We start from the raw sequence: 25577 nt of genomic DNA on the forward strand, positions 1-25577 counted from the left end.
CTGCTTGTTTTATCTCTTTCGTATAGGGTTTCGATGAAGAAGATTCCTCGAAAGAAGCCACTCCACCTGAATGCAAGCATTCGAAGTGCATCCAATTTTTGTTCAACGGAATGCTTAGTTCTTGTCATAAAAAAGACCCCCCTAATAGAAAAACAGATTGTTTATTTCATCTGTCTACCTATTGAGGAGCATATCAAGGCGAGTAATTCCTTATGAACGAGACGATAGTGGCAGAACTACAATCTGCCACCCTCGTCTGTATAGAGATTGACTTTTGAGTCATCCCTTTCCGTCTTGTAACGTGTTATTTAAAAACGGTTCGCCTTCTGTTCCAGGACGGCAATCTTCTCTTCAATCTCGAGCAACTTCAGTTCGTGTTCGAGTTCGAGGCGACGTTTTTTCCGTTTCAGCTGGCTCAGTTCTTCTGCGACCGATTCCGGTGACGCTTCCGGACGTGGCGGTGCCGATTGATCCATCGATTGACGGAGCGGGTCAAACAAGTTCGACTTCGCGAACTTTGCTGCTTCCGGTCCAAACAAATCGTTGATGATCGGCAGAACTTTGTTCATCGCGTTGCCTGGAATCTGTGACTTCTCGTCGACGAGACGTTTTAACGCCAGTTCATCGACCAAGTAGCCTTTACCATCTTGTTCGGCATGCAGCTCGCCTGTCCGAATCCAACGACGGACCGTTTCTTCCGAGACACGTAACAATTCACTGATCTGTTTTGTCGTTAACATCGTCATCCCTCTTTCCATTCATTTGATACCCTTACTATACACACGTGTGTGCGTGTGTGTCAATCAAGACACACATTAAAAAGCCCCCTGAACCGATGAGGTCCAGAGGGTTTCACTTATCCTGCACGTCGTAGCAGTAACCACAGTCCCACTATAGCGAGACCTGCTCCCGTCGCTGCATATGGGAACGGTTTGTCTTCACCCGCTTGCGGGAGACGTTCGTTTGACGTCGTGTTCGTTGTTTGTTGATCGGCCACATTCGTCGCCGGCGCTTCGACCGTCTTGACCGATGATTTAGTCGGTGTCGGCTTCGGTGCTACGACTGGTTTTGCTTTCGCGATTTCTGCGAGAAGGAAATAGCCCATCGTCTCATCCGTCAACGTAACCGAATCCGTTGCTGCTTTTCGTTTAAACAGTTTGAGGAATTCATCGTACTCCTGGAATTCTTCTTCGTCTTCATCTGCCATTCCGACAGCGAGCGCCTTCGCTTCGACTTTCGTCAGCTCGAAGGACATCGCCAAGTCATCGAGTGAGACATGGTGCATTGCTTCGACCGTGTATCCGGAAGCAACTTCCGTTTTGATCGTATACGTTCCTGGTGTCATCTCGATCATCAAGGCATCGTTTTTTCCGATTTTCTCCGTATAGACGTCTTTTCCGGTGATCGCATCCGTTACTGTGTACGTCGCAGGAAGTGTTTGCTCAGAGTAGCCTGGAATCTTGTCTGCGTTCGCATCGAAGAAGTTCGTAACAAGTAACAGGTTCGCAAAGTCCATTTCTTCCTCATCTTGACCATACAGACCGGCATCGATCTTAACGATGTCACCTGCTTTAAGTTTGACGCGTGCCAGATCTTCATCATTCAGATCGGAATCAATCGTTGGATCCGTCCCTTGATGCTTAGGGGACGTGTAGTAGTAGCCGATATCCATGCCGTACACTTGGACATAATACGTGCCCGGCTTCAGGTCCTTGAACGAATAGAGACCGTCTTTTGTGTAGGCTTCATCGACGACGTCATAATCCGTGTTCAAAAGATAGACCGGCACATCACTGATACGCGTTTCTTTGTCTTGGCGGATACCGTCTTCATTTTCATCGTACCAGATGATTCCGTTGATCGTTCCTGTCGTTGCGACCGGTTGTTCCGTCTCCGGCTTCGGTTCTTCCGTCACTGGTTCTTCTTTGATCGGCTCCTCTTCAACAGGTTCCTCTGCAGGAGGATCTTCCTTGACCGGCTCTTCTGCAGGTGGTTCTTCCGTCACCGGTTCCTCTGGAGTCGGTTCTTCTTTGACTTCACGGCCAAACTCGATCAGGATCGTTTTTGTTTGATCCGCCGAGATGATTTTGACGACCGGTGCGGTCTCTGCTGTAAACGTCACGATCGGTGTCTTCGTGATGTCGATGTCCTGTCCTGTCACGCCATTTTCAAAGACCAATTCTGTTTCTGACTCGAGATTGACGACACCTTCTCCTGTAAAGGTCAGTGTGTACGGATTCGTCCCCGTTCCTTTGACATCCCACGATAATGCCGTTTCTGCCTGCGCTGGTGTGATGACACCAAAGACGAGCAGACAGGCGAGTATGTACATTCCGATTTTTCGCATGATGTTTGTTTCCGCTCCATTCTTTAACTAAATTTAGCGAGAATTCTCCCACCTCTAAGCGTCTCAGGGTGAAACCCAGCGTAGGTGGGAGATGAATCGCCTGTCTTTTCAAGACTCCAATCGTTCGATAAAATGAGTATAACGAATCAAATTGAAAGGAGTGATTGCTTTGCTGAAGGCGTACAAGTTTCGACTCTATCCGACGAAACCACAACAAGAATATTTCGTGAAGACGTTCGGTTGTGTCCGTTTCGTCTACAATAAGATGCTCGAAGAGCGTATCCGATTGTATGAAGATTCGAAGCTCAACCCTCACACGAAGCAGAAGCTCCCAACCCCAGCGAAGTACAAGCCCGAATTCCCTTTCCTCAAAGAAGTCGACAGTCTTTCTCTTGCGAACGCTCAGATGGACTTAAACAAGGCGTATCACAACTTTTTTCGAGATCAGTCTGTCGGATTTCCGAAGTTCAAGTCGAAGCACAACGACCGTGACTCTTACACAACCAACAATCTGAAGGGGAGCATCCGCATCGAAGATCGTAAGGTGAAACTTCCTAAAATCGGTTTTGTGAAGTTGAAACAACATCGTCCGTTTGATGGTGTGATCAAGTCCGCGACGGTCTCGATGACGAAGACCCGGAAATTCTTCATCTCCATCCTTGTAGATCAAGCCGAAGCGCAATGGGTTCCAGCCAAGAATAAAGTAGGAATCGACCTTGGTCTGGAGCACTTCGCCATCCTGACGAATGATGAGCGGGTTTCTGAGAAGGTTGACAATCCTCGTTTCCTTCGAAAGTCCGAAGAGAAGATAAAGAAGGCGCAACGCGCCTTGTCCCGCAAGAAAATCGGGAGTAAGAACCGAGAGAAGGCGAGGGTGATCCTCGCCAAGAAGCGCCCACTTCAATTTGCGAAGCAAATAAGTGGTGAGTTGTTCACATATGTGCTACCTAAATTTTAAACAAAGCAGGCAAATTAAACCAGTATATTTTTAAAAAATAACAAGATTTGAATTCCTTCAGACAAAAAAGAAGCATACGATAACCGGGGAACACATGGTTATCGTATGCTTCTTTTGGTTCAGCGAACGACTTCGAGCGGGATTTCAATCCCGCGTCCTGCACCTGCATCAATGATGAGCACCGGTAACCGGTTTTCGTCAAAGACTTGCTCTTCAATCGTCGTATCCGACGTATAGGTTCTGACTTCTCCCATTTTTTTCGCTTCGAATGAAACAAACGGGAACGGAATCGACTGATTGGCGACTTCCAAACGAATATCGACTTGTTGGTCGTCGAGTCGGATATCGTTTGCCGTCCGGATCGTCAGGCGCATCCGATCGTTTTCCGTCGCTGAGATCTGAGCTGAGATGTTTTCTGTTTGTCCGGCGCGTTTGACAGGATCGATGATGACCGTCGGGGAAGCGGTCTCTACCTTGTCCGCACGCTGACAACCAGGAATGACAAGCAACGAAATCGCCAATGGAATCATCCAGCGCTTCATCACATGTTCACTTAATCGCGAAAGTCAGTTCAGCAGTACAGGCGACTTCCCCATCGACTGTGGCTGTGGCACGCCCTTTACCAATTGGTCCACGCAGTTTCGTCAGTTCGACTTCCAGTTTGAGCTGATCGCCGGGTACGACTTGACGCTTGAAACGACAATTCTCAATCCCGGCAAAAAAGGCAAGCTTGCCTTGATTCTGTTCCATCTTCAGTACGGCAAAGGCACCGACTTGTGCTAAGGCTTCGACGATCAAGACACCCGGCATGACGTTGTAATCCGGGAAATGGCCATTAAAGAATTCTTCATTGGCCGTGACATTTTTGATGCCGACAGCCCGCTTGCCTTCTTCGACTTCTAGAATCCGGTCGACGAGCAAAAAGGGATAACGGTGTGGAATCACTTCCTTGATTTGTTCGATCGTATACATATCACACAGCTCCAATCACTGGTTAGTTTAAGATTTCGTCCAAAAATCGGTGATGCGGGTCCATGTGTCGAGCTTGAGGACATCCATCGCTTCGCCACCACCAAGTGTCGCATATCCAACCATCGCACCGATGACTAACGCAAGGACGACAAGAAGAAGAATGATCAACAAACGCGCAATGATCGGAACGCGGCGTGAGGAATACTCGCGTAATCTTTTACGCTGCCTTGGTTCCTGCTCTTGTTGTTCCTCGTTCTTTATCTGTTGATTACGTTTCAGACGTTCACGGGTCGGTTGGTCCGTTCCTGCTTGATTTTGTACCATCTTGATCACCTTTCATTGGTTCAGTCTAAAGAACAGTATAGCATATTAGTACCTGGTATTAAATAGTTGCAACTTAGGTACAAATCGGTTCTTTTTTCAAGTGTAACACGCACAAACGATGAACTTGTAAAAAAAGTTTCTCGATTTCTATATAAGGAAGCAAAGTGGATTCGAACCCTTTTTCAAAAAAACTTTATCGATTTTTCAATCCAAATAAAATCCGGGCGCGTATGCTGTTCAGAACGATACAGACAACAACTACCAAATACATGTTAGACACACCCAAATTTGAGAGGATGATATCAAGATGAAACACACTAAAAAATTCGCAGCAACAGCTATGGCAGCAGCACTCGTATTACCAGGAACGGCAGCATTCGCTTCTGGTGGCGGAGATGAAATGAAACATGAGGACGGCGCGAAAAACGTCACGGTCAACACAAAAGCCGCTGACCTTCGTGCGACACTCGACCAGTTACTTTCTGAGCACTTCGTGCTTGCCGTCATGGACATGAAAAAACAATATGACGGATCAAAAGATGCTAAGTATTACGAAGCAGCACTCAAACAGAACGCACTCGACATGACACCAGCGATCGCATCGGTCTACGGTGAAGAAGGCGCGAAACAGTTCGAGAAAATCTTCGTCGACCATAACAAATACACAACGGATCTCGTCAAAGCGGTCAAAGCAGACGACCAAGACGGCATCAATGCGTCAAAAGCGGAAACGGAAGAGTTCGTCCAAGACCTCTCGAGTTTCTTAGATACAGCAACAGAAGGTAAGTTGCCGAAGGCAGCAGCGGAAGAAGTGCTCCGTACGCATGAAGCAGACGTCTACAAAACATTCCAACAATATGCAGCCGGTGACTACGAAGGATCGTACAACACGTTCCGTGAAGGCTACAGCCGCATGTATGACATCTCAAAAGCGCTCTCAGTCGCGATCACAACACAGATGCCTGAGAAGTTCGACAACACGAAAGCCGACACAAAAGCAGCTGACCTCCGGTCAACACTCAACAGCCTCGCAGCTGAGCACGTCGCTCTTGCAAACATCAGCATGACAGCTGGCGTCGATCAAGCGAAAGACTACGATGCAGCGAACTGGGCGGAAGACATGCACACAGCGGACTTCAAAGCGGCCATGAAATCCGTTTACGGTCAAGCGGGTGCAGATCAGTTCGAGCAAGTCTGGACGAAAAACCATATCGAAGCACAAGCAAACCTTGTCACAGCAGCAATCAACGACGACAAGAAATTGATGGGTGACGCGCAAGACATGCTCAAAATGTTCTCAAATGACTTCGGTGCCTTCCTTGGCGCAGCAACGGAAGAAAACCTTCCGACAAAAGCAGCACAAGAAGCAGTTTCTGGTCATGAGACTTACGTCCAAGATACGTTCATGCAGTATGTCGAAGGCGACTACAAAGGTTCTGTCGACACGTTCCGTGAGTCTTACGCTTACATGTACGGCGTCGGTGCGAACCTTGGTGAAGCGATCGTCAAACAATCACCAGAGAAGTTCATGGACGGTACACCAGAATCAATGCCGAACACAGGTAACGGCGGTATGAGCGACAACAATACAGCAGCAACGACTGGCGCAATCGCACTCTTCGGTCTTGCTCTTGGAGCAGCTGGAATCGTGCTTGCACGTAAACGTCAAAACGCATAAGAAATTGGGTATACTAAAAAGGATAGCGCCTCGGCACTATCCTTTTTCTTCGTAAGAGACTTTGTCTCGGAAAGGAGTGACGTGTCTTGAAAAAATGGTTATTACCGGTCAGCATCCTCTTGATGCTCGTTTCAATCGGTACGTTAATTTTTCTATTGTTCGGAAACACAGATGAAACGAAAACAACTATCACACAAGGCGATGCAAAAACTGAGTCTGCGGCATCTTCCGAGACAAAGGAAGACCCACTCAAACCATCAGAAATCTTTAAAAAAGAATTTAAAAGTCTTTCGACCAATGAAGTCGAACTTCCAAAAACGTTAGCCATCGATAAAATCGATGTCAAAACGAACGTCGAGCAGGTCGGTTTAGATAAAAAAGGCGCCATGGGCACTCCGAAAAATGAACAGCAGGTCGGCTGGTACAAGTTCGGTCCTCGTCCGGGTGACGTCGGCAATGCCGTCATCGACGGCCATACCGACACGAAGACCGGTCCCGCCGTCTTCAACCGGCTCGATGAACTGAAAAAAGGCGACACGATCAAAATCAAGGATGAGTCTGGACGAACGCTTGTCTTCCGGGTCAAGAAGCTCGTAGAGTATGGTCATCTCGATGCGCCACTCGAAAAAATCTTCGGAGCGTCCGATCAACGGAACTTAAATTTGATTACGTGTATCGGTATCTATGATGAAAACGAAGGCACGTACGACAATCGTCTTGTCGTCTTCACAGAACTCGATCCAAAAGCGTCCGACCCTGTCAAAACGCCACCGAAACCGGCGACGAACGTCCGGGTATCCGGCGGTTTCGTCAACTGGTATGCATCTAAGGATGAAGAAGTTGTCCAGTACAACGTCTATCAGGAACAGGACGGGAAACGGAAAAAGTTAGGTGCGACGGAATCCATCGAACGTAAAGCCTTCCCGTTACCGAAAGACGCTACAGGACGATTCATCATCACGGCCGTCAATAAAGCCGGTATCGAATCAGAAGAAGCATTCAGTGCCGTTCAAAAATAAGTAGACTGACCGATTCAAGCAGATCTCTGCACGAATCGGTCAGTTTTTTTGTTGATGAAGCGGAACACGTAGCTGTTTTTCGCCCGACATCGTTTTGTAGCGCAAATCGAGGTGTCCAGCCGTCAGTTGCTTCTGATTCGTCGGAATAAACACCATTCCTGTTCGTTCTTCTCCAGCCCGATAAGAACCAGTCAGAGGATGTTGCTCATGCATGACAGGGACCGTTTTCCCACCTGTTTCATACTCCCCCAGCTTTTCTGACAGTTTAATCGGATCATTTGATTGATTCTTAATCGTCACCGTCAATGCCAACAAATGATCCGAAGCAGAGCCAATTCGAATTAGTTTTTCTTTCGAGATGGCTACACGTAACAACGGTGTCGTTCGGACCGCGTCCCGCTGTTTCATCGCTAACGTCTCGACTTCCAGTCCACCAAGCGTATAACGGACACCCACCCGATTTTCCAGGTCAAATTGTTTCAATTGATCCTCATCCCACTTTTGCATGATGGGAATCGGATTCGGCTCGACAGGTTCAGAGTCCGCTCCCCACCCCATGACGGGAATGATCCATTTCACGATGACTAAGATGACGCATACCGGTATCAAGACATACAACAGGATTGTTTTCACACCCATTCCTTCTTTCCTACTCTGACGTCAACTTTCTTCCCCCTTATTATGTCGCTTTCGATTCAATAATTATACATTTTTTCACAATTATAATCATACAAAAATACCCTCGAGCATCTGCTCAAGGGTAGATTCAATCAGTACGTGATATGTTGTTTACTCCAAGAAATCGATTCCTTGAACTGGCGAACGAGTTCTTCCGCCGGACCCGTCAAGGAATACGCCAAGCCTTGTACCTTTTCTGACATCTGTTGAAGGACGAGTCCATCTTCAATCAGTTCCTGCAGTTGCTCAAGAATCTGACCGTGGGATTGATCGAGACGCTGTTCAATCTCCCCGATCGTCAAGGCTCCATCCCGTAACACATAGATGACGCTCGACTTGAGACTGTTCTCGAAATTATGTTGAAACTTTTGGAGTGCTAATAAATCGGCCTGTTCTTCTACATGACGTTGATCCATCTGGCGCATACCCCTTTCGTGACACGATACACTACCTTTTCAGTATGACCGAACTGACCCGAAAATTCAAAGTCAGTCTTTTGTCGTCACGATCGTGCTAAACGACTTCTCGTCTTCCGCGATGACCATCTTCTTCTGTGAACGCAGATGATACAGACGACGGATATTCAAGATGATGACTTTCATGACGGCGTAGAACGGTACACCAAGCAGGACACCAAAGAAACCGGCGATGTTACCGGCAACCAGTAAGACGATGATGATCGTGAGCGGATGGACATCCAGTGTCTTCCCTTGGACGAGCGGTGACATGATATGCGAGTCGATCTGCTGGGCGACCGTCATGACGACGACCGCATAAACCGCTAGAATCGGATCCTGGATGAAACCGACGATGAGTGCCGGCACGACCCCGATGACCGGTCCGAGGAACGGGATGATGTTCGTCATCGTCGCAAACAGGGCAAGTAACAACGCATAATCAATCCCAATAATCAGATAACCGATGTAGGCGATGATCCCGACACCGATACTGACGATGACTTGTCCACGGATGTAACTCATGATCGTCAAGTGGACATCACTGAGGATTTTTTTCGTTTCCTTATGGTATTCGTAAGGCATCATCTTGACAAGGTTCCCTTTTAACTTATCCCCATCAAGCAACATATAGATCAACATGATCGGGATGATGATAATCGTGACGACCGTCGTCGTGATGACACTGACGAATCCGCCGACACCGGTTCCGATGTTTTTCAGAAACGACGAAGCGTATTCGGAAATGTTTCCGGAAAACTTATTAAACAGATCGTCCTGTCCCCCTAAGAAACGTGAGAAAAAGGCACTGTTTTGTAATTGGTCCCGGACATCAGTAAGCTGACGCTGGAACTGTGACGCAAGCGTCGGAATCGAGTTGACGAATTCCGTAATCTGATCCGACAACATCGGACCAAAGATGAATCCAAGCGTCGTCAAGATACTGATCAATCCGAGCAAGACGACAATCACGGCTGGTCGCCGCTTCATCTTCTTCTCAAGTAGTTCGACGATCGGGAGCAGAACATAGTAGAGGATACCGGCAATCGCCAGCGGTGGCACGACCATCTGCAATAAAATCGCTAACGGTCGGAATAAAAACGTCACATGATTGCCGACCCAGACGATGATCAATAGCGTCATGATCCACCAGGCACCACGGTACCATTTGTTCTCAAACATTTTTTGCATCTTGTCACTTCCTTATGATTAAAATAATGGCGTCTCCTTCATTAGATTCCCTTTATTCCGGCTTTTCTAATCCTTATTTTCAAAAAATAGTTGAGGGCATTCTTTTCTTTTTCTGCTCACATTTCGAACTTTTTTTTAAAAGATAACATTTGAAATATCTTTTTTACATCTTTAAGTGTTAAAGTTTGATGGAAACCCTTCTAAAAAGTACTATTAAACTATTAAATTATTTTTTTGAACCTAACAAAACTACATATGGAGGATAATAAAAGTGAAATGGATTAATCAAAAAATTGGTCGACAATTGATGTTCGCTTTTTATATGGTTTTTATCGCACTGAGCCTGACATCAGCGATCGTCTATAACTATACAGAACGTAAGATCGATCAAACGAATGCGATATTCGACGATCTACGGGAACGCCGGACAAACGCTAACGCGTTAGCCAACGAATGGACACGTGTGCAGAGCAACGTGAAATCGTATGTGCTGTTCGGAACACCGGAAATGCTCGATACGATCAAAAGCAATCAGCGTGAAATCAATCGTTTGACGGCGTGGTTCGAAGACAATGCCATCTATACCCAAGGAAAAGAATATGCGGGTGCCACACGGACGCTCTATGACGATTATTTCGGCACTGCCCTACCGCTATTGACGGAATATGTCGCAGGGAAAAAACAGGGTGCCATCGACGAATCGTTCCTCGACCCTAAAACACTTGCTTCCTTATCGAACGGTGACGATTTATTTAATCAAAACGGCACTTTAAAAGGGACGAATAGTCAATTGACGACCGATGCCGATGCAGCGGGAATCGATACGTTGCTTGCGAACTACTTGACCTTGATCCAAGAAAAGGAAGTCGAAGCGAAGACCAGTCTATTGGATGAGATGCGTGTCGCCCAGATCATCTGGTTATCGAACCTGGCCGTGCTTGTCATCATCCTGCTGTTACTCGTCCGCCCGTTCATCAGCCGGGTGACGAAGCAGGTCAATACATTGTCACGTGACAGTGCGTTACTTGCGGGCGGTGAAGACATTGCCGCGATCCCGTTACCAACACGTCATGATGAGTTGTATACCTTAACCACTTCGTTTAACCGGATGGCAGCATCCATCGCCGACAACAAGGTCCATCTGCTCGCGAAAAACGAGGAATTACAAGCGCAACAAGAGGAACTCGTCGCCCAGCAGGAAGAACTGCAGGCGCAGCAGGAAGAACTTGAAGAAGCACTTGAAATCACGTTACGAAGCGAACAGCACTTGAAGTACCGAAACGAATTGACGGAAACCCTTGCTTCCCGCGAGACGCTGACCGCTTACCCGGAAATCATCGAGAAGCTCGTCTCGATCACCCACTCGGAAATCGGTGCCTTATTGTTCCTTGACCAGCATGATGTCCGCTCGACGATCGAATACGGGATGACGGAAGAGATGGTCGGTCAACTCGTCAAGGACGACCAGTCGTTGTTCCACCGGGCGCGTGTCTTGAAACGACCGGTCCACTCGTCGAAACAAGTCGCACACGACAGTCCGTTACCGTATCCATATTATATGTATGAAGTCGCTGTCCCGATTCTTGATCCGAACGAAGAAAAAATCATCGCCTGCGTTTATCTCGTCCGTTACCGCGATGCCTTCACACCGGAACAGATGGGCGATATCCTCTCGTTCTCGCATCAGTTGTCACTGTCCTTGATGCGGATGGGGATTTACGAAAAAATGATGCACGAGAAAAACAAGACGGGCCAACTGCTGAACTCGATTCGAGAAGCCGTCGTCTACATCGAACATGAATCCGACGAGCTGCTCGTCAACGAACCGTTGATGAAACTGTTCCCGGAAGTCCAGACGGAGTACCAGGACGATAGCAACTTGTCATCGTTCCGCCAGGCGATGTCGGCCTTGTCGTCGATCATCGATGAGCCGGAACCGTTCGAACAGTACATCGAACAGATCGTCGAACAAAACCTGCCGAGCGAAAGTCTTGTCGTCTCGATTCGCTCTCACAATGCCTACATTCAAATCTATGCCGAAAAAATTCAAATCAATCAGATTTGGGTCGGCACGATGCTCGTCTTGCGTGATGTCACAAAAGAGACGGAAGCGGACCGGATGAAAGAAGAGTTCGTCTCAACGGTCTCCCATGAACTCCGGACACCGTTATCTTCCATCTATGGCTTTACGGAACTGATGCTGAACCGTGAAATTGATGCGATGAAACAACGTAAATATTTAACGACGATCCACTCAGAAACCGGACGCCTGACGACACTCGTCAATGATTTCCTTGACGTGCAGCGGATGGAATCGAGCGAACAACGTTACCAAATGGCGACGTTCGACCTCGTCCAGCTTGCCAGTGAACTGATTGATTTCCATGATGCGTCACATACGACCCATCAGTTGACGTTCGAGGCAGAAGGTCCGATCATGATCGATGCCGATTCCGAAAAAATCAAGCAGTTGCTGAATAACCTGCTGAGCAACGCCATCAAGTACTCACCGGACGGTGGGGATATCGCGATCCAGATCCAGAATCAGGACGGGTTCGCAGAAATCATGATTCGTGACCATGGAATCGGTATTCCACAAGAAGCGATGTCGAAACTGTTTGATAAGTTTTATCGTGTCGACAATTCGGAAACCCGCAAAATCGGTGGAACCGGACTTGGTTTATCGATCTGTAAAGAAATCGTCAAACACCACAACGGAACGATCGACGTCGAATCGACGGTCGGTGTCGGATCCACCTTTACGATCCGCTTTCCGATTGCTGTCATCTCGACGATCCTGACGTATGAAGAATAATGCAGACGACAAAGGGGCTGACTCATAAGTCAGGCCAAAATCAATCCTTGTGACGGACGGTTTCGACATCCTCGCTTTCCATGGGCGGAAGGTAAGCCGCGGCAGCCCACATTCCATGCGGTCATGCCGGGTCTTACCTATTCCTGACGGAAGCGCTAATCGCGCTTCCTTTTCCCATAGGAGTCGAGGATGAACGTTTCCGTCCTTCATCAATCAAATGGCCGATGATCCCATCTTTTCACGGGGTCATCGGCCGTTTCTATGCAAATTCTTATTGTTCACGAAGGAAAAGGGAGGTGGATTTCCGGATCAAACACCGGAAATCCACCTCCCTTCATTCATTTTAATCGAGAGACGTCTTTACTTTCGAGTCAGCCCCTTTGCTATTGATCCAACTGACTTATTTAAGCGACGTCACGATGCCCATCATCTGGTCCGATGTCGTCAAGGCTTTGGAATTGAACTGGTACGCCCGTTGAATCTGCGTCAAGTTCGTCATCTCTGTTCCCATGTCGACGTTTGACGTCTCAAGTGTCCCGACGGTCAACGGATTACCTGCTGCATTCTGATATTGCCCTGTCGCCGTGTAGAGCCCTGCTCCTGCTTCGGTCAATTCGCCGTGGTTCGGGATATCGGCGACGCCGATCCGGGCGAGTACACGCCGTTCTCCGTTCAGGATACCCGTGATGTTGCCGTCCTTGTTCAGTTCGATCGAGGTCGCATTGTCCGGTAACGTGATCGGTTCGTTGGCTTGATTGATGACCGACCGTCCCGCGTCATCCGTCAACAGGACTTGTCCGTTTGCTTGCGGTGACAATTCAAAGTTGCCGTCCCGCGTAAACTTCGTCACACCATCCGCATCAATCACACCAAAAAAGTGATGCGGATCACTGAGAGCCGCGTCCAGATTACGCCCCGTATTTTGGAACGTCCCCGTCGTAAAGCGCGTCGCTTCATTGGCAACATAACCGCCGACACCGAGGCGAAGTCCTGCTGGTGTCGTCAACGGACCTGTTGCAAGTCCTGCCGGTTGATTGTTGAGATTACGGACAAGCAGTTCATTAAACTGCGATTCACGTCGTTTATAGCCATTCGTATTGGCATTCGCCAAGTTATGTCCTGTCGTATCGAGCTGCTTCTGGAGCTGCGCCATTGTACTGGCGGATGTATAAAGTGATTGCATGGATTTCCTCCTTGATTAACGGACACGTCCGATTTCCGAGACCGCTCTTTCAGCAGTCCGGTCATAGGCCTGGATGACTTTTTGATTGGCTTCGAACTGGCGGAGACCGGCGTTCATCTGTGTCATCGTCTGTTCGACTTCGACGTTCCCGAGTTCAAGGACCCCTTGATCCACTTTGACAGCACCAGCGTTCAATGCGTCCGGTGACCGGAACAACCCGTTCCCCGTCCGTTCGAGCGTCTCCGGTTGATCCGTCACGACAAGACCCAGGTTCCCGATCGCTTGCCCGTTCCCGTCCGTGACAGCACCGTCTGCGCTGACGACGAAATCTTCATTGACGACGTTCAACGGTTGTCCATCCTCACCAAGTACCAGATCATTTTCAGTCGTCCGTAAAAACCCATCCTGTCCGACAGCGAACTGACCGTTTGTCGTATAAAGGGTTTCTTCTTCACCGGTCGTCGGGTCCGCATGGCGAACCGTAAACAGGGCGGCTCCTTCGAGCGAGCTGATTTGAATGTCTGTCGCATTTCCGGTCTCGGTGATCGAACCCAGGGCAAAGTTCGGTGTTGCTGCCTGCATGAAGACACCTGTCGCCAGTTTCCCGACCGTTCCGCGTGAGCGGATGCCCGACTGTTCATTGACGGCCGACTGCTGGATCATCATCTCAGGAAATGTCCGAAGGGATGCCTGATCCGCACGAAAACCCGGTGTCCGGGCATTCGCCAGGTTGTTACTTAACATTTCTTGTTGCCGTTGTAACGACTGCATGGCATTGGATGCCGTGTACATTCCTCGTAACATATGTGTTGGCTCCTCATTGACTTATTGTTCAATTCTCTTCTTTATAGTATATCGGTCAATTTTTGGGGAATTCGATGTTTTTTTCAAAATAAGGAAATGAAAAACGTAGATGCATCGAAAGACCTACCCCTTTCGTTCAAAAACATTTGCTTATTTTTCAACAGATTTGATATTTCCAACTCCCATAAATTGTTATAATTACACTATGACGACACGAAACGAGGTGAGGTTATGCCCTTCTTTAAAAAGAAGAATACAGAATCCTTCATCAATGGCTCCTTGGATTTTAAACAGCTTGTCGACGCGACCCATTTTTTAGAGAATCATCCGGATGCCGTCTATACCTTGAATCTAGAAGGACAGATCGTCTCCTATAATCAAAAACTTTCGCTTCTTCTAGGCTATGGGGGAAAACAACTCCAACACCAGCATTTCAGCGACTTCATCACACCAGCTGAAGCCAAACGAATTGCTCCGATCAAACAACGGGCATTGAGCGGCGAAACCGTCCACTTCACAGCAGAAGTCGCCCATCATGACGGGTATCGCTTAACGATGAACGTCACGAACATTCCGATTTATCAAAACCATGTCATCATCGGCGTCTACGGTATCGCCCGGGACATCACCCAACATGTTCAGCTTCGGCTTCAACATACCCGGCTGTCGGCAAAAGAACAATTGACGGCGTCACTTCCGGGACTCGCTTTTTTTGAGTACGAAACAAAGCAGGACCATCTCACTTTGTCGGCTCATTTCGCCTCCTTACTGAATATCTCGCAACATCGGCTGGCTTCACTCGATTACGATGAATTTTTACTTGAAATTCATCCGGATGACCGGCCCCATTTCAAAAAACAACTGACACTCCTTCAGACAGGTGAACCAACTGTCTCCTGCCGCTTGCGGATGAACCAAACACGCGACTACACACGAGGCGTGACTTGTCAGGGACTCCGCTCCGAAGAAGGCAACCAGGAACTGTTCAGTTTTCTGTTCCAAGTCGCTGCAAAAGCGACTGACGATTCGGAAACCGAGCCCGTACCGGACCAGACGATCCAACAAGAGGATATCCGGAAACTCTCTTTATACGATGAAGTGACCGGACTGCCGAACCGGACCTTATTCCTTGAAGAAGTCGAGCATCTAATCCGGACCGATCACCCGTTTACGATTTTATCGCTTGATTTTAATCAGTTGCATCAGATCAATGAACAGATTGGTTACGATATCGGTGATCACTGGTTAAGACAGACAAGCCACTGTTTGACGGAAAAATTACCGGATTTCTACTGTTCCCGACTTGCCGGCGACCACTATGCCGCCTTGTCGACACAACCGTTCGACGAAGTCTCACTAAAGGAGACGTGTCTTGATCTGTTGACGCTGAACGAGACCCGTTTTCAGATTGAAGGCTACGAGCTGGCGGCTGAACTGGCGATTGGTCTTAGTCCGTTCCAACATGACGAGACGACGGCAACGGAATTGCTTCACACTGCTAATCGTGCCTTGTCCCGTGCCAAACTAAAGGTACAACCCTCTTACGAATTTTATACGTCACAGCTCGACCTTGAAATCTATCGTCGTCATCAGCTCGAACAAAGTCTGCGTCATGCGATCGAACAAGACGAACTGTTTCTTGAATACCAACCAAAGGTCGACATATGGAGCGGACAGATTTTGGCGTGCGAAGCCCTGATTCGCTGGGATCATCCTGAATGGGGACGCATTCCCCCACAAGACTTCATCCCGTTATCGGAAGAAGGTCATTGTTATCTGCCGATCGGAGAATGGGTACTCGACACCGTCTGTCGGACCATCCAGTCTCTCATGCAACAACATGTTCCGGTCGTCCCGATTTCAATCAATCTCTCTTCGAATCAACTGCTTCACCGGGACTTCGTCCAAACGATCCGTTCGTGCCTGCACCGCTATCAAGTCCCGACCCGGTACTTACAACTCGAGCTTCAGGAAAGCGTGTTGTTGCATGAAAGCGAGTTCGTCAAAGAGACGTTACAACAGCTCCATCAGTTAGGAGTCCAGCTGATCCTCGACGGCTATGGAAGCGGTGTTTCTTCCTTAAGCAGCCTCCAGAGTTATCCGATCAGCAGTCTGAAACTTGACCGGTCGTTCGTCGCCCGACTCGAGAAAGACGATCGGTCCGTTCCGCTCATCAAAAGCATCGTCTACCTGGCGAAAGAATTTCAGTTATCCGTCGTCGCTGAAGGCATCGAGACGCTTAACCAACTCGATCAGTTCCGGGATTTTGAATGCCATGCCGTTCAAGGTTATCTGTTCAGCCGTCCCGTCGGCATCGAAGCGTTACGTCTTCTTTTGAAACAAGGAGTCCTGCAGCCGGTTGAATCGATGAAGAAGTCACCGAAAAAACCGTTGCCGTCTCTACACGGACTTATCTCGATCACACGATTGAATGGAAAGGATGTCAACGTCGGGGCTTCCCCGATCCTCATCACCCGCAGTACGAACCGTTCTGTTCATTTTTATGCGTCAATCCGCCTGCCGGTCGACCATCAAATCGAGCTGTCGCTTCAATTAACGGATATCGTCCACCCGAAAATACTGATTGAACCGCTCGCCGTGACCGAACTCGATAACGGGCTGTTCCATTATTCGGCCGACTATAAAATCCGTGCTCAGTCGGGACAAATCATGAAGGCACTCGAAACGTCCCAGCAACTGAAGCTCGATGAGTTCTTCATGTTATCCTGATGATCCTCCATCAAAAAGGCGATCCCAATGCAACATCGGAACCGCCTTTTTCGTATGAATCAAGAATGTTTTTTACTGAGGACCGCCGTTTGCGTCCGTTCGAGCACCGCATTCGTAATGACAATCAAACCGGTGAACAGGAACAACGCTTCAAAACCAAAGTGACCGGCAATCTGACCACCGGCCAGTGGTCCGAGGAAATTCCCCATGAACTGCGCCGACTGGTTGTAACCGAAGATCCGACCCGATGCATTCGCCGGCGTATGTTTGCGGAGAAGTGTCTGGACCGACGGCATCAACGCCGCGGTCGCAAAACCGATTCCCATCCGTAAGATGATCAGTTGGCTTGTATCCGTCACGAACGCCTGCGGAATCAGGAACGCGGCGAAAATCAGCAAGGCGAAGAACAGAACACGTTCCGCCCCAATCTTATCCGACAGGCGACCAAGCCGCTGCGCCGCCAGCAAGGCGGCAATCCCAGGTGCTGATGCGACGATTCCGGATAACAGCGCCAACCGTTCCGTACCGGGACTGAGTTCCCGGACGTATAGCGATAAAATCGGACTAATCGATTGAGCCGCGAACTGAATCAAAAACGTCGTCAAAAAGAGACTTAGAATCAATTCCGGATGACGCAGTGATTGAATGACTTCTTTGGCTGACGCCATCGACTTCGTCTGCAGCGGTACGAAGTCTTCTTTGACGAAGAAATACGTGACGAGGAACGTCAGAAAGAGCGGAATGCTCGTAAAGAGAAAAACGGGTCGAAGCCCAATCATATCGGCAAGGAATCCTCCAATCAGAGGTCCGAGTAATCCACCGGCAATCCCACCGGTCGATAATGTACCGAGCGCCCAGCCACTTTTCTCTTTTGGGGTTTGTGACGCAATCAAGGTGATTCCGGCGGAGATGAATCCGGAGACGGCACCCATCACGAGTCGTAAGAAGACGAGTTGATAGACATCCTGAACGAAGCTGATCAAGAACATGACGATCGACATCCCGAGGCTCGCGCGGAGCAACATTAGCTTCCGTCCTTTTTTATCCGCGAGTCGTCCCCAAATCGGTGAGACGATCGCTGCGACGAGAAATGTCGCACCAAACGCGACGCCGGACCATGTCGTGATTTCCTGACGACCACTCACGCCCAGTTCTTCAATGAATAAGGGCAAAAACGGTAAGACTAAACTCAAGGCAGCAGCGGTCAAAAAACTACCGATCCAGACGACAACTAGATTTCGTTTCCACAATGGCATTGTGGCATCACTTCCTTTTTAATGGTAAATCCGTGTTAATTCAACAACTTCTAATATACACTTCACAAAGTGAAATGTCTACGGATTAAACTGATTCCATTGCCTTATATCCAAATCTGTCCAAACGACCGATACTTAGGTAACAACAAAAGGAGAGTGAAGATATGAAACGTTTCATCGTTAGTCTGATCTGTCTCTCGCTCGTCAGTGCATTTCTTCCTGTGAAGAGCGAAGCGGCCGTCACCGTCACGCGTCACACCGTGATGTGGTCCATTCCTGAAGCGAAACAAATTTCAACGAAAGTCACACAGCTGGCAAACAGACAGATGAAACGTGTCTACCTGCATGTCGCTGTCGAGGGTGACCGAACTCTCTACCGCACATTCGTTGAAAAAGCTCATCTTGCCGGAATCGAAGTTTATTTCTTATTCGGTCAGCCCGGCTGGATTACGAATGAAGGGACGACGAACCGACCGAACGTCGAAGATCCGCTAGCTTGGATCAACGTCTATCTCGAAGAAACGATGGAACGACCGGACGGAATCAGTGTCGATCTCGAGCCGTATGCCTTACCTGCCTGGGAAACGGACCAAGCGGCCGTCATCGCTTCCTATCAACGCCTCTTGACGGCTTTTCATGATGTCAGCGCATCTCGTGGGCTTCCGTTGCAACTGTTCTTACCTTTTTGGTTCCATACGGTCACTGACGTCTCCGGACGCCCGCTCAGTGAATGGGCGATGGAGCTCGCTGATGAAGTGACCTTGATGAGTTACCGGACGGTCTACGGCGGCGGGAATGGTCTTGCCGCAATCACGATGACCGATGCCTTATATGCCGCGAGTCATCAACATCGCCTGTCCTATGCACTGGAATTCACGGAACTGCCGGAAACACCGAGCATCACCTTTTACGGAAAGACACGGACTACGCTTAATCAACTGATCAATCAGACGATGAACGGTTCGCTGCCGCCAAGCGCCATCGTCTATCATGATTTTGAAGCGTATCAGGCATTCATGCGGAGTACGCAATAATCAGGAAAGATTGGTTCCAGAATTATCACTTTTTCTTACGTTTTCCATACAACAAGGGGTCATTCCGCGATTGGAATGACCCCTTGTTTGATTCGTCTCATTTCCCTAAGTGATCGAGCATGATGCCTGTCCCGCGTGCGACACATAACATCGGATCCTCTGCGATCAAGACCGGAAGTCCAAGTTCCTTCGCGAGTAGCTGATCAATCCCGTCGAGCAGTGCCCCACCACCCGTTAGGATGATGCCGCGATCGATGATGTCGGCCGCAAGTTCCGGTGGTGTTTTCTCGAGGACACGTTTCGTTGCTTCGACGATTTCCATCGCCGCTTCTGCCAACGCTTCGTGCATCTCTTGTGAAGAGATCGTGATGTTGTCCGGGAGACCCGTCACGAGATTACGACCACGAATGTCCATCTCTTCTTGACGCCCTTCGTCTGAAACGGTCGCGACCGTCATCTTGACGTTTTGAGCCGTCCGCTCCCCGATGATCAGTTTATGGTGATCCTTGATAGCGCGAATGATATCATGATCAAACCGGTCACCCGCCACTTTAATCGTTTCGCCACAGACGATGTCTCCCATTGAAAGAACCGCGACATCCGTCGTACCACCACCAATGTCAATCACCATATGACCAGCCGGCATCCAAATGTCCATTCCGGCACCAACTGCCGCGACTTTTGGTTCGACTTCGAGGAAAACGGTTTTGGCACCCGATTTTTCTCCAGCTTGGCGAATCGCTTTAGCTTCGACCGTCGTGATGCTCGCTGGTGTACAGATCAACATCCGGACGCCACCAAACATACTCCGGACTTCAATCTTGTCGATGAAATGGCGTAACATCGCTTCTGTCATCTCAAAATCGGCAATTACCCCATCCCGAAGCGGGCGGATCGCGACGATATTTCCTGGTGTCCGACCGACCATCTGATGCGCTTCGGTTCCGACGGCATGAATTTTTCCTGTTGCTTTATCAATGGCGACAACCGATGGCTCATCGAGCACGATTCCCCTACCTTTTACATGAATGACGACATTTGCCGTCCCTAGGTCAATCCCGATATCCTTTGTAAAAAACATCTCGCGTGATCTCCTTTATCCACTGGCTATTATTCCAAAATATAGAACGTCGTTTGGACGTCTAACCCATTTATGTATACATACCTTTCAATTTTAGCACAGCAAAACAAAAAGAGACGACTTTCTTTTTGAGAAAGTCGTCAAGAATATAGTGGAATGAAATAAGAGCTTAAAGCTTCGTAGCTGCTGTTTCTTCAATCGCAACCGTTTCTTCCGTAATCCGCTCGACATCTGCGCCGAGTGCTTGTAATTTAAGGTGGAAATCGACGTACCCACGATCGATGTGGTGTAAGGCTCCGACACGTGTTTCGCCTTCAGCGATCAATCCTGCCGTGACAAGTGCTGCTCCTGAACGAAGATCCGTTGAAAGCACTTCTGCGCCTTGCAGCTGGATGCCGCCTGTGATGATCGATGAACGTCCTTCAATCTTGATATCGGCGTTCATCCGACGGAATTCTTCGACGTGCATGAAGCGGTTTTCGAAGACCGTTTCCGTGATGACTGACGTACCTTCTGCTTTTAAGACCAATGCCATCATCTGCGCTTGGACGTCTGTCGGGAAACCAGGGTGTGGCATCGTCTTGACATCAATCGCAATCAGCTTTTTCGGTCCGATGACACGAAGGCCTTCTTCTGTATCCGAGATTTTGACGCCCATCTCTTCCATTTTTGAGATCAATGGACGAAGGTGTTCGCGCTCTGCCCCGATGACTTCGACGTCACCTTCTGTGATGGCGGCTGCAATCATGAACGTTCCTGCTTCAATCCGGTCCGGAATGACATAGTGGTTGCCGCCATGAAGTTTTTCGACACCTTCGATACGGATCGTCTCTGTTCCGGCACCACGGACTTTTGCGCCCATTGCGTTCAAGAAGTTAGCGAGATCCACGATTTCAGGTTCTTTGGCGACGTTCTCGATGACGGTCGTTCCTTCAGCAAGTGTTGCTGCCATCATGATGTTTTCAGTCGCGCCGACGGACGGGAAGTCGAGGTAAATTTTTGCACCTTGGAGACGACCGTCGACGTGTGCTTCAACAAACCCGTTTCCGATGATCGTTTTCGCACCCATTGCTTCAAAACCTTTTAAGTGTAAATCGATTGGACGTGAACCAATCGCACAGCCGCCCGGCATCGCGACGCGCGCGCGCCCGAGACGAGCAAGGAGTGGTCCCATGACGAGAATCGACGCACGCATCTTACGAACGTATTCAAGTGGTGCCTCATCTTTGAGTTCTGCTTCCGCATTAACCGTCACCGTGTTTGCTTCTGCATCAAAAGTCACTTCTGCATTCAAATTACGTAGGACGTTATTGATCGTATAGACGTCTGCAAGACGTGGGACATTTTGAAGGACTGATGTTCCTTCTGAAGCAAGCAATGTTGCGACCAATGTTTTTAAGACTGCATTTTTTGCACCCTCTACTTTTACCGTTCCAGCTAGTTTACGTCCGCCACGGACAACAATTTTTTCCATTACTCATACTCCTCTGCTTTCGTTTCTGTTCTACTATTTATAATTCGCGATTGGTGTGAGTCATAGTTGAAGACCAACGCATGATAGAAGAGAAACACCCTGTAGTTGATCTCTCGTTCCAAATCCAACACGACTTTTCAGCTTCACAATGGTTTTGTTTCTTCATTATAAGAATACTATCCTGTTTCATACTAAATCAGATTTCCAATTTAGGGTTTACAATGAAGTTACAAGTTCACCCGACTAAGAACTGGAGACGCTGTGCGAATCCAGAATAATCGAGCAAAAAGCGGGCAACAAGTGAACCGAGCGCAATGGCAAGTGACACTCGTAAGGCAACCGCCTGTGGTCCTTTAGGATGTTGCAGGAACTTCTCCCACTTGACAGGAAGGAGTGCCCACCAGGCGAAGACGATCGCCGTGAGATAGACGAGCATACTGACTAATGCACTTAAACCGATTGACGTCACTGTTCCTGCACCTCTTCTGTTTCTATTTTAGATTTCTCAACCTTACCATGATTTCATACAATGAATGATTGCGCAAACAAAATGACACAAGATAATTTATTTTAGCGTATAAAATATATTATTGGAAGATGATTATGGAAAATTTCACATAATAAGATTGAAAAATGTGTGAAGAGGACACATATAGTGTACTTTTACGTTTTTGACCGTTGTTAAACCTGAATGCCTTCACTCTTTTGTGAAAACGGTTGTCCTAACGGATTTTATTGACCTGCCATCAAAAAAAGACCCGGTTTCCATGACGGAAACCGGGTCTTTTTACTTGGATCAATCGCGACCGTACTCTTTTAAGTTGAGACGGTTGATTGCGCGTTTCAATGAAAGCTCAGCGCGTTTGAACTCAAGATCTGATAATTTCGTGTCCTGGAGACGACGTTCTGCACGGACTTTTGCAGCAGAGGCGCGGTCATAATCGACCTTATCCGCTGCTTCAGCCGTTTCCGCAAGAACCGTCACTGTATCCTGGCGCACTTCCATAAAGCCACCGCTGATAGCGATCAACGTGCGTCCGCCATCTTCGTGGCGCAACTTCAAGATGCTGATGTCGAGTGGTGTTACGAGCGGTACGTGGTGCGGGAGAACCCCGATCTCACCAGATATCGTTTTCGCAACGACCATACGGACATCGCCATCATACACTTCGCCATCCGGGGTGACGATATTGACATGAAGTGTGTTCATCTCAAGTCCCCCTTATGCTTTGTCACTTAGACAAGCGTCTTCGCTTTTTCAATCGCATCTTCGATTGGACCGACGAGACGGAATGCTTCTTCCGTCAAATCATCGTGTTTCCCACCGAGGATTTCTTTGAAGCCGCGGATCGTGTCCTTAACCGGGACGTACGATCCTGTTTGTCCTGTGAACTGCTCAGCTACGTGGAAGTTCTGCGACAAGAAGAACTGGATACGACGCGCACGGTGTACAGTCAATTTGTCTTCTTCAGACAACTCGTCCATACCGAGGATCGCGATGATATCTTGAAGTTCTTTGTAACGCTGAAGTGTTTCCTGAACTTGACGTGCTACGCCGTAATGCTCTTCGCCGACGATTTCCGGTGAAAGGGCACGTGATGTAGAAGCAAGTGGATCCACGGCAGGATAGATACCCATCTCAGAGAGACGGCGCTCAAGGTTCGTCGTTGCATCTAAGTGAGCAAACGTCGTCGCAGGAGCCGGGTCAGTATAGTCATCGGCTGGTACATAAACCGCTTGGATCGATGTAACCGAGCCTTTGTTTGTTGACGTGATACGCTCTTGGAGCATACCCATCTCTGTTGCAAGTGTCGGCTGGTAACCAACGGCAGACGGCATACGACCGAGAAGGGCCGATACTTCTGAACCGGCTTGTGTATAACGGAAGATGTTATCGACGAAGAGAAGAACGTCTTGTCCTTGCTCATCACGGAAGTATTCCGCCATCGTCAAACCAGTCAAGGCAACACGAAGACGTGCGCCCGGCGGCTCGTTCATCTGACCGAAGACCATCGCTGTTTGTTTGATAACGCCTGAATCCGTCATCTCATGGTACAAGTCATTACCTTCACGCGTCCGCTCACCAACACCTGCGAATACCGAGATACCGCTGTGCTCTTGCGCGATGTTGTTGATCAATTCCTGGATGAGGACGGTCTTACCTACACCGGCACCACCGAAGAGACCGATCTTACCACCCTTGATGTAAGGAGCGAGTAAGTCAACGACTTTAATTCCTGTTTCGAGGATTTCAACTTTTGTTGAAAGGTTATCAAACGTCGGTGCTTTTTTGTGGATCGGAAGACGTTCCACGCTTGCATCGAGTTCTTTTTCATCAATTGGGTTACCGAGTACGTTGAAGACGCGACCAAGCGTTGCTTCTCCGACAGGTACCGAGATTGGAGCACCAGTGTCCAGTACTTCCACTCCACGGCGTACACCATCCGTAGAATCCATCGCAATGGTACGGACGACATCGTCACCAAGGTGCAAGGCGACCTCAAGCGTCAAGTCGATAGCCACTTCTTCTACTGTTTGCGGCGTATATTGAATACGAAGCGCGTTGTAGATGTTCGGCAAGTGTCCGTCGAACTTAACGTCGATGACAGGTCCCATGACCGCGACGACGCGGCCTTTTAAACCGAGTTCGTTCATCGTGTTTCCTCCTAGCTATCATTACGCCGAGTGGCTTACTGCTGAGCAGCGGCTCCACTGACGATCTCTGTGATTTCTTGCGTGATTGCAGCTTGTCGAGCCCGGTTGTAGACGAGAGTCAATCGACCGATCAAGTCATCTGCGTTATCTGTCGCACTTTGCATTGCTGTCATACGTGACGCATGTTCTGCTACTTTCGCGTCAAGAAGCGCACCGAAAATCAAGCTCTCCGCATAACGCGGAAGGAGTTCAGAAAGGATTTGTTCCTCACTTGGCTCGTACTCATAAGTCGTCGAAGACGAAGCTTCGATTTCTCCGAGCGGGAGAAGGGTTTCGACTTTCACTTCCTGGCTGATGACAGACATGAAGTGGTTGTAGCACAGCTTGAGTTCGTCGATTTCGCCGAGCGTGAACGCACTCACTGTACGCTTCACGATTTCTGCGACATCGACATACGAAGGAGAATCGTTTAGTCCTGTGATCGCGTCCGTGACCGTAATTCCGCGTGAACGGAAGAACTGGACACCGACTTTACCGACCACGAACAAGACGTAACTGTCCGTAGTATGCTTTTCATTGATTTCCCGGTAGACTTCACGCAGCACGTTGGCGTTATATGCACCAGCTAAGCCGCGATCCGATGTGATGACGATATAGCCTGTCTTTTTGACAGGACGTTTTTCGAGCATCGGATGGCTAGCACCTGTCGTGCCATTCGCAATGGTTCCGAGCACTTCCTGCATTTTCAGCATGTAAGGCTGGAACTTCGCGCTATGTGCTTGAGCGCGGTTCAGTTTCGACGCCGAAACCATGTTCATCGCTTTCGTGATCTGTTTCGTACTTTTCGTCGAGTTGATCCGCATTTGTATCTCGCGCAACGATGCCATTTCGATTCACCACCTTGTTAGTATCAAGAGCGTCCG

At 48.7% G+C, this 25577-nt stretch carries 22 protein-coding genes and 1 pseudogene; 6 read left to right on the forward strand and 17 right to left on the reverse strand.

Annotated features, from left to right (window positions below):
- Positions 1-308 precede the first annotated feature (308 nt).
- Both BLD48_RS08775 and BLD48_RS08780 read right to left on the reverse strand, forming a co-directional pair.
- On the reverse strand, positions 309-740 hold the full coding sequence (locus BLD48_RS08775; RefSeq protein ID WP_071499885.1) for a helix-turn-helix domain-containing protein: 432 nt from the start codon (positions 738-740) through the stop codon (positions 309-311).
- A 116-nt stretch (positions 741-856) separates the two neighbouring features.
- Complete coding sequence (locus tag BLD48_RS08780; protein WP_071499886.1) at positions 857-2347, reverse strand: SdrD B-like domain-containing protein; 1491 nt, start codon at positions 2345-2347, stop codon at positions 857-859.
- Positions 2348-2516: 169 nt separating this feature from the next.
- Between BLD48_RS08780 and BLD48_RS08785 the strand changes: the two are divergent.
- A pseudogene (locus tag BLD48_RS08785) lies at positions 2517-3239 on the forward strand (RNA-guided endonuclease TnpB family protein); the annotation flags it as partial.
- A gap of 185 nt (positions 3240-3424) precedes the next feature.
- On the opposite strand, the gene BLD48_RS08790 reads toward BLD48_RS08785, so the two are convergent.
- The 3 genes from BLD48_RS08790 to BLD48_RS08800 are packed head-to-tail and all read right to left on the reverse strand — an operon-like array spanning position 3425 to position 4601.
- Positions 3425-3847, reverse strand: a complete 423-nt coding sequence (locus tag BLD48_RS08790) for a hypothetical protein (protein WP_071499887.1) — start codon at positions 3845-3847, stop codon at positions 3425-3427.
- 7 nt (positions 3848-3854) lie between these two features.
- Positions 3855-4277, reverse strand: a complete 423-nt coding sequence (fabZ, locus tag BLD48_RS08795; protein WP_014971379.1) for a 3-hydroxyacyl-ACP dehydratase FabZ — start codon at positions 4275-4277, stop codon at positions 3855-3857.
- A gap of 27 nt (positions 4278-4304) precedes the next feature.
- Positions 4305-4601 carry a DNA-directed RNA polymerase subunit beta gene (locus BLD48_RS08800; protein ID WP_071499888.1) on the reverse strand — a complete coding sequence of 99 codons (297 nt, stop codon included), beginning with the start codon at positions 4599-4601 and terminating at the stop codon, positions 4305-4307.
- Between the two features lie 307 nt (positions 4602-4908).
- On the opposite strand from BLD48_RS08800, the gene BLD48_RS08805 reads away from it, so the two are divergent.
- Entirely contained in the window at positions 4909-6279 is a 1371-nt protein-coding gene (locus tag BLD48_RS08805) for a copper amine oxidase (RefSeq protein WP_071499889.1), read from the forward strand.
- Between the two features lie 86 nt (positions 6280-6365).
- On the forward strand, positions 6366-7298 hold the full coding sequence (locus BLD48_RS08810; protein ID WP_071499890.1) for a class F sortase: 933 nt from the start codon (positions 6366-6368) through the stop codon (positions 7296-7298).
- A gap of 39 nt (positions 7299-7337) precedes the next feature.
- Here BLD48_RS08810 and BLD48_RS08815 read toward each other — a convergent pair whose 3' ends face one another.
- The 3 genes from BLD48_RS08815 to BLD48_RS08825 all read right to left on the reverse strand — a co-directional run bounded on the left by BLD48_RS08815 (position 7338) and on the right by BLD48_RS08825 (position 9622).
- Entirely contained in the window at positions 7338-7931 is a 594-nt protein-coding gene (locus BLD48_RS08815) for a hypothetical protein (RefSeq protein ID WP_071499940.1), read from the reverse strand.
- Between the two features lie 137 nt (positions 7932-8068).
- Positions 8069-8392 (reverse strand): winged helix-turn-helix transcriptional regulator, encoded by a 324-nt coding sequence (locus tag BLD48_RS08820; protein ID WP_071499891.1) that lies wholly within the window; start codon positions 8390-8392, stop codon positions 8069-8071.
- 72 nt (positions 8393-8464) lie between these two features.
- Positions 8465-9622, reverse strand: coding sequence for an AI-2E family transporter (locus BLD48_RS08825; protein ID WP_014971385.1), 1158 nt, complete (start codon positions 9620-9622; stop codon positions 8465-8467).
- Positions 9623-9893: 271 nt separating this feature from the next.
- Here BLD48_RS08825 and BLD48_RS08830 point away from each other — a divergent pair, with 271 nt between their 5' ends.
- Positions 9894-12437, forward strand: coding sequence for an ATP-binding protein (locus BLD48_RS08830; RefSeq protein ID WP_071499892.1), 2544 nt, complete (start codon positions 9894-9896; stop codon positions 12435-12437).
- A 400-nt stretch (positions 12438-12837) separates the two neighbouring features.
- Here the strand turns inward: BLD48_RS08830 and BLD48_RS08835 are convergent, their stop codons facing one another.
- Positions 12838-13620, reverse strand: coding sequence for a flagellar hook-basal body protein (locus BLD48_RS08835; protein WP_071499893.1), 783 nt, complete (start codon positions 13618-13620; stop codon positions 12838-12840).
- Between the two features lie 15 nt (positions 13621-13635).
- Entirely contained in the window at positions 13636-14424 is a 789-nt protein-coding gene (locus BLD48_RS08840; protein ID WP_071499894.1) for a flagellar hook-basal body protein, read from the reverse strand.
- Positions 14425-14655: 231 nt separating this feature from the next.
- On the opposite strand from BLD48_RS08840, the gene BLD48_RS08845 reads away from it, so the two are divergent.
- A complete protein-coding gene (locus BLD48_RS08845; RefSeq protein WP_071499895.1) occupies positions 14656-17154 on the forward strand; it encodes a sensor domain-containing protein in 2499 nt (832 codons plus the stop codon).
- Positions 17155-17213: 59 nt separating this feature from the next.
- Here the strand turns inward: BLD48_RS08845 and BLD48_RS08850 are convergent, their stop codons facing one another.
- The gene (locus BLD48_RS08850) at positions 17214-18410 is read right to left on the reverse strand and encodes a multidrug efflux MFS transporter (protein ID WP_071499896.1); all 1197 of its coding nucleotides are present in this window, start codon (positions 18408-18410) and stop codon (positions 17214-17216) included.
- 164 nt (positions 18411-18574) lie between these two features.
- On the opposite strand from BLD48_RS08850, the gene BLD48_RS08855 reads away from it, so the two are divergent.
- Entirely contained in the window at positions 18575-19444 is an 870-nt protein-coding gene (locus BLD48_RS08855; protein ID WP_071499897.1) for a hypothetical protein, read from the forward strand.
- Positions 19445-19541: 97 nt separating this feature from the next.
- Here BLD48_RS08855 and mreB read toward each other — a convergent pair whose 3' ends face one another.
- The 6 genes from mreB to atpG form a co-directional block, all read right to left on the reverse strand.
- Positions 19542-20525 carry a rod shape-determining protein MreB gene (gene mreB, locus BLD48_RS08860; RefSeq protein ID WP_071499898.1) on the reverse strand — a complete coding sequence of 328 codons (984 nt, stop codon included), beginning with the start codon at positions 20523-20525 and terminating at the stop codon, positions 19542-19544.
- Between the two features lie 169 nt (positions 20526-20694).
- Positions 20695-21999: a UDP-N-acetylglucosamine 1-carboxyvinyltransferase gene (gene murA, locus BLD48_RS08865; protein WP_071499899.1), complete on the reverse strand. Its 1305-nt coding sequence runs from the start codon at positions 21997-21999 to the stop codon at positions 20695-20697.
- A 235-nt stretch (positions 22000-22234) separates the two neighbouring features.
- Positions 22235-22468 carry a DUF1146 domain-containing protein gene (locus BLD48_RS08870; protein ID WP_014971395.1) on the reverse strand — a complete coding sequence of 78 codons (234 nt, stop codon included), beginning with the start codon at positions 22466-22468 and terminating at the stop codon, positions 22235-22237.
- A gap of 327 nt (positions 22469-22795) precedes the next feature.
- A complete protein-coding gene (locus BLD48_RS08875; RefSeq protein WP_012371539.1) occupies positions 22796-23209 on the reverse strand; it encodes a F0F1 ATP synthase subunit epsilon in 414 nt (137 codons plus the stop codon).
- Between the two features lie 26 nt (positions 23210-23235).
- Complete coding sequence (gene atpD / locus BLD48_RS08880; RefSeq protein WP_014971397.1) at positions 23236-24654, reverse strand: F0F1 ATP synthase subunit beta; 1419 nt, start codon at positions 24652-24654, stop codon at positions 23236-23238.
- Between the two features lie 35 nt (positions 24655-24689).
- Positions 24690-25541, reverse strand: coding sequence for an ATP synthase F1 subunit gamma (gene atpG, locus BLD48_RS08885; RefSeq protein ID WP_014971398.1), 852 nt, complete (start codon positions 25539-25541; stop codon positions 24690-24692).
- Positions 25542-25577 lie beyond the last annotated feature (36 nt).

It is taken from the genome of Exiguobacterium sp. KRL4 (assembly GCF_001870785.1).
GTDB lineage: Bacteria > Bacillota > Bacilli > Exiguobacteriales > Exiguobacteriaceae > Exiguobacterium_A.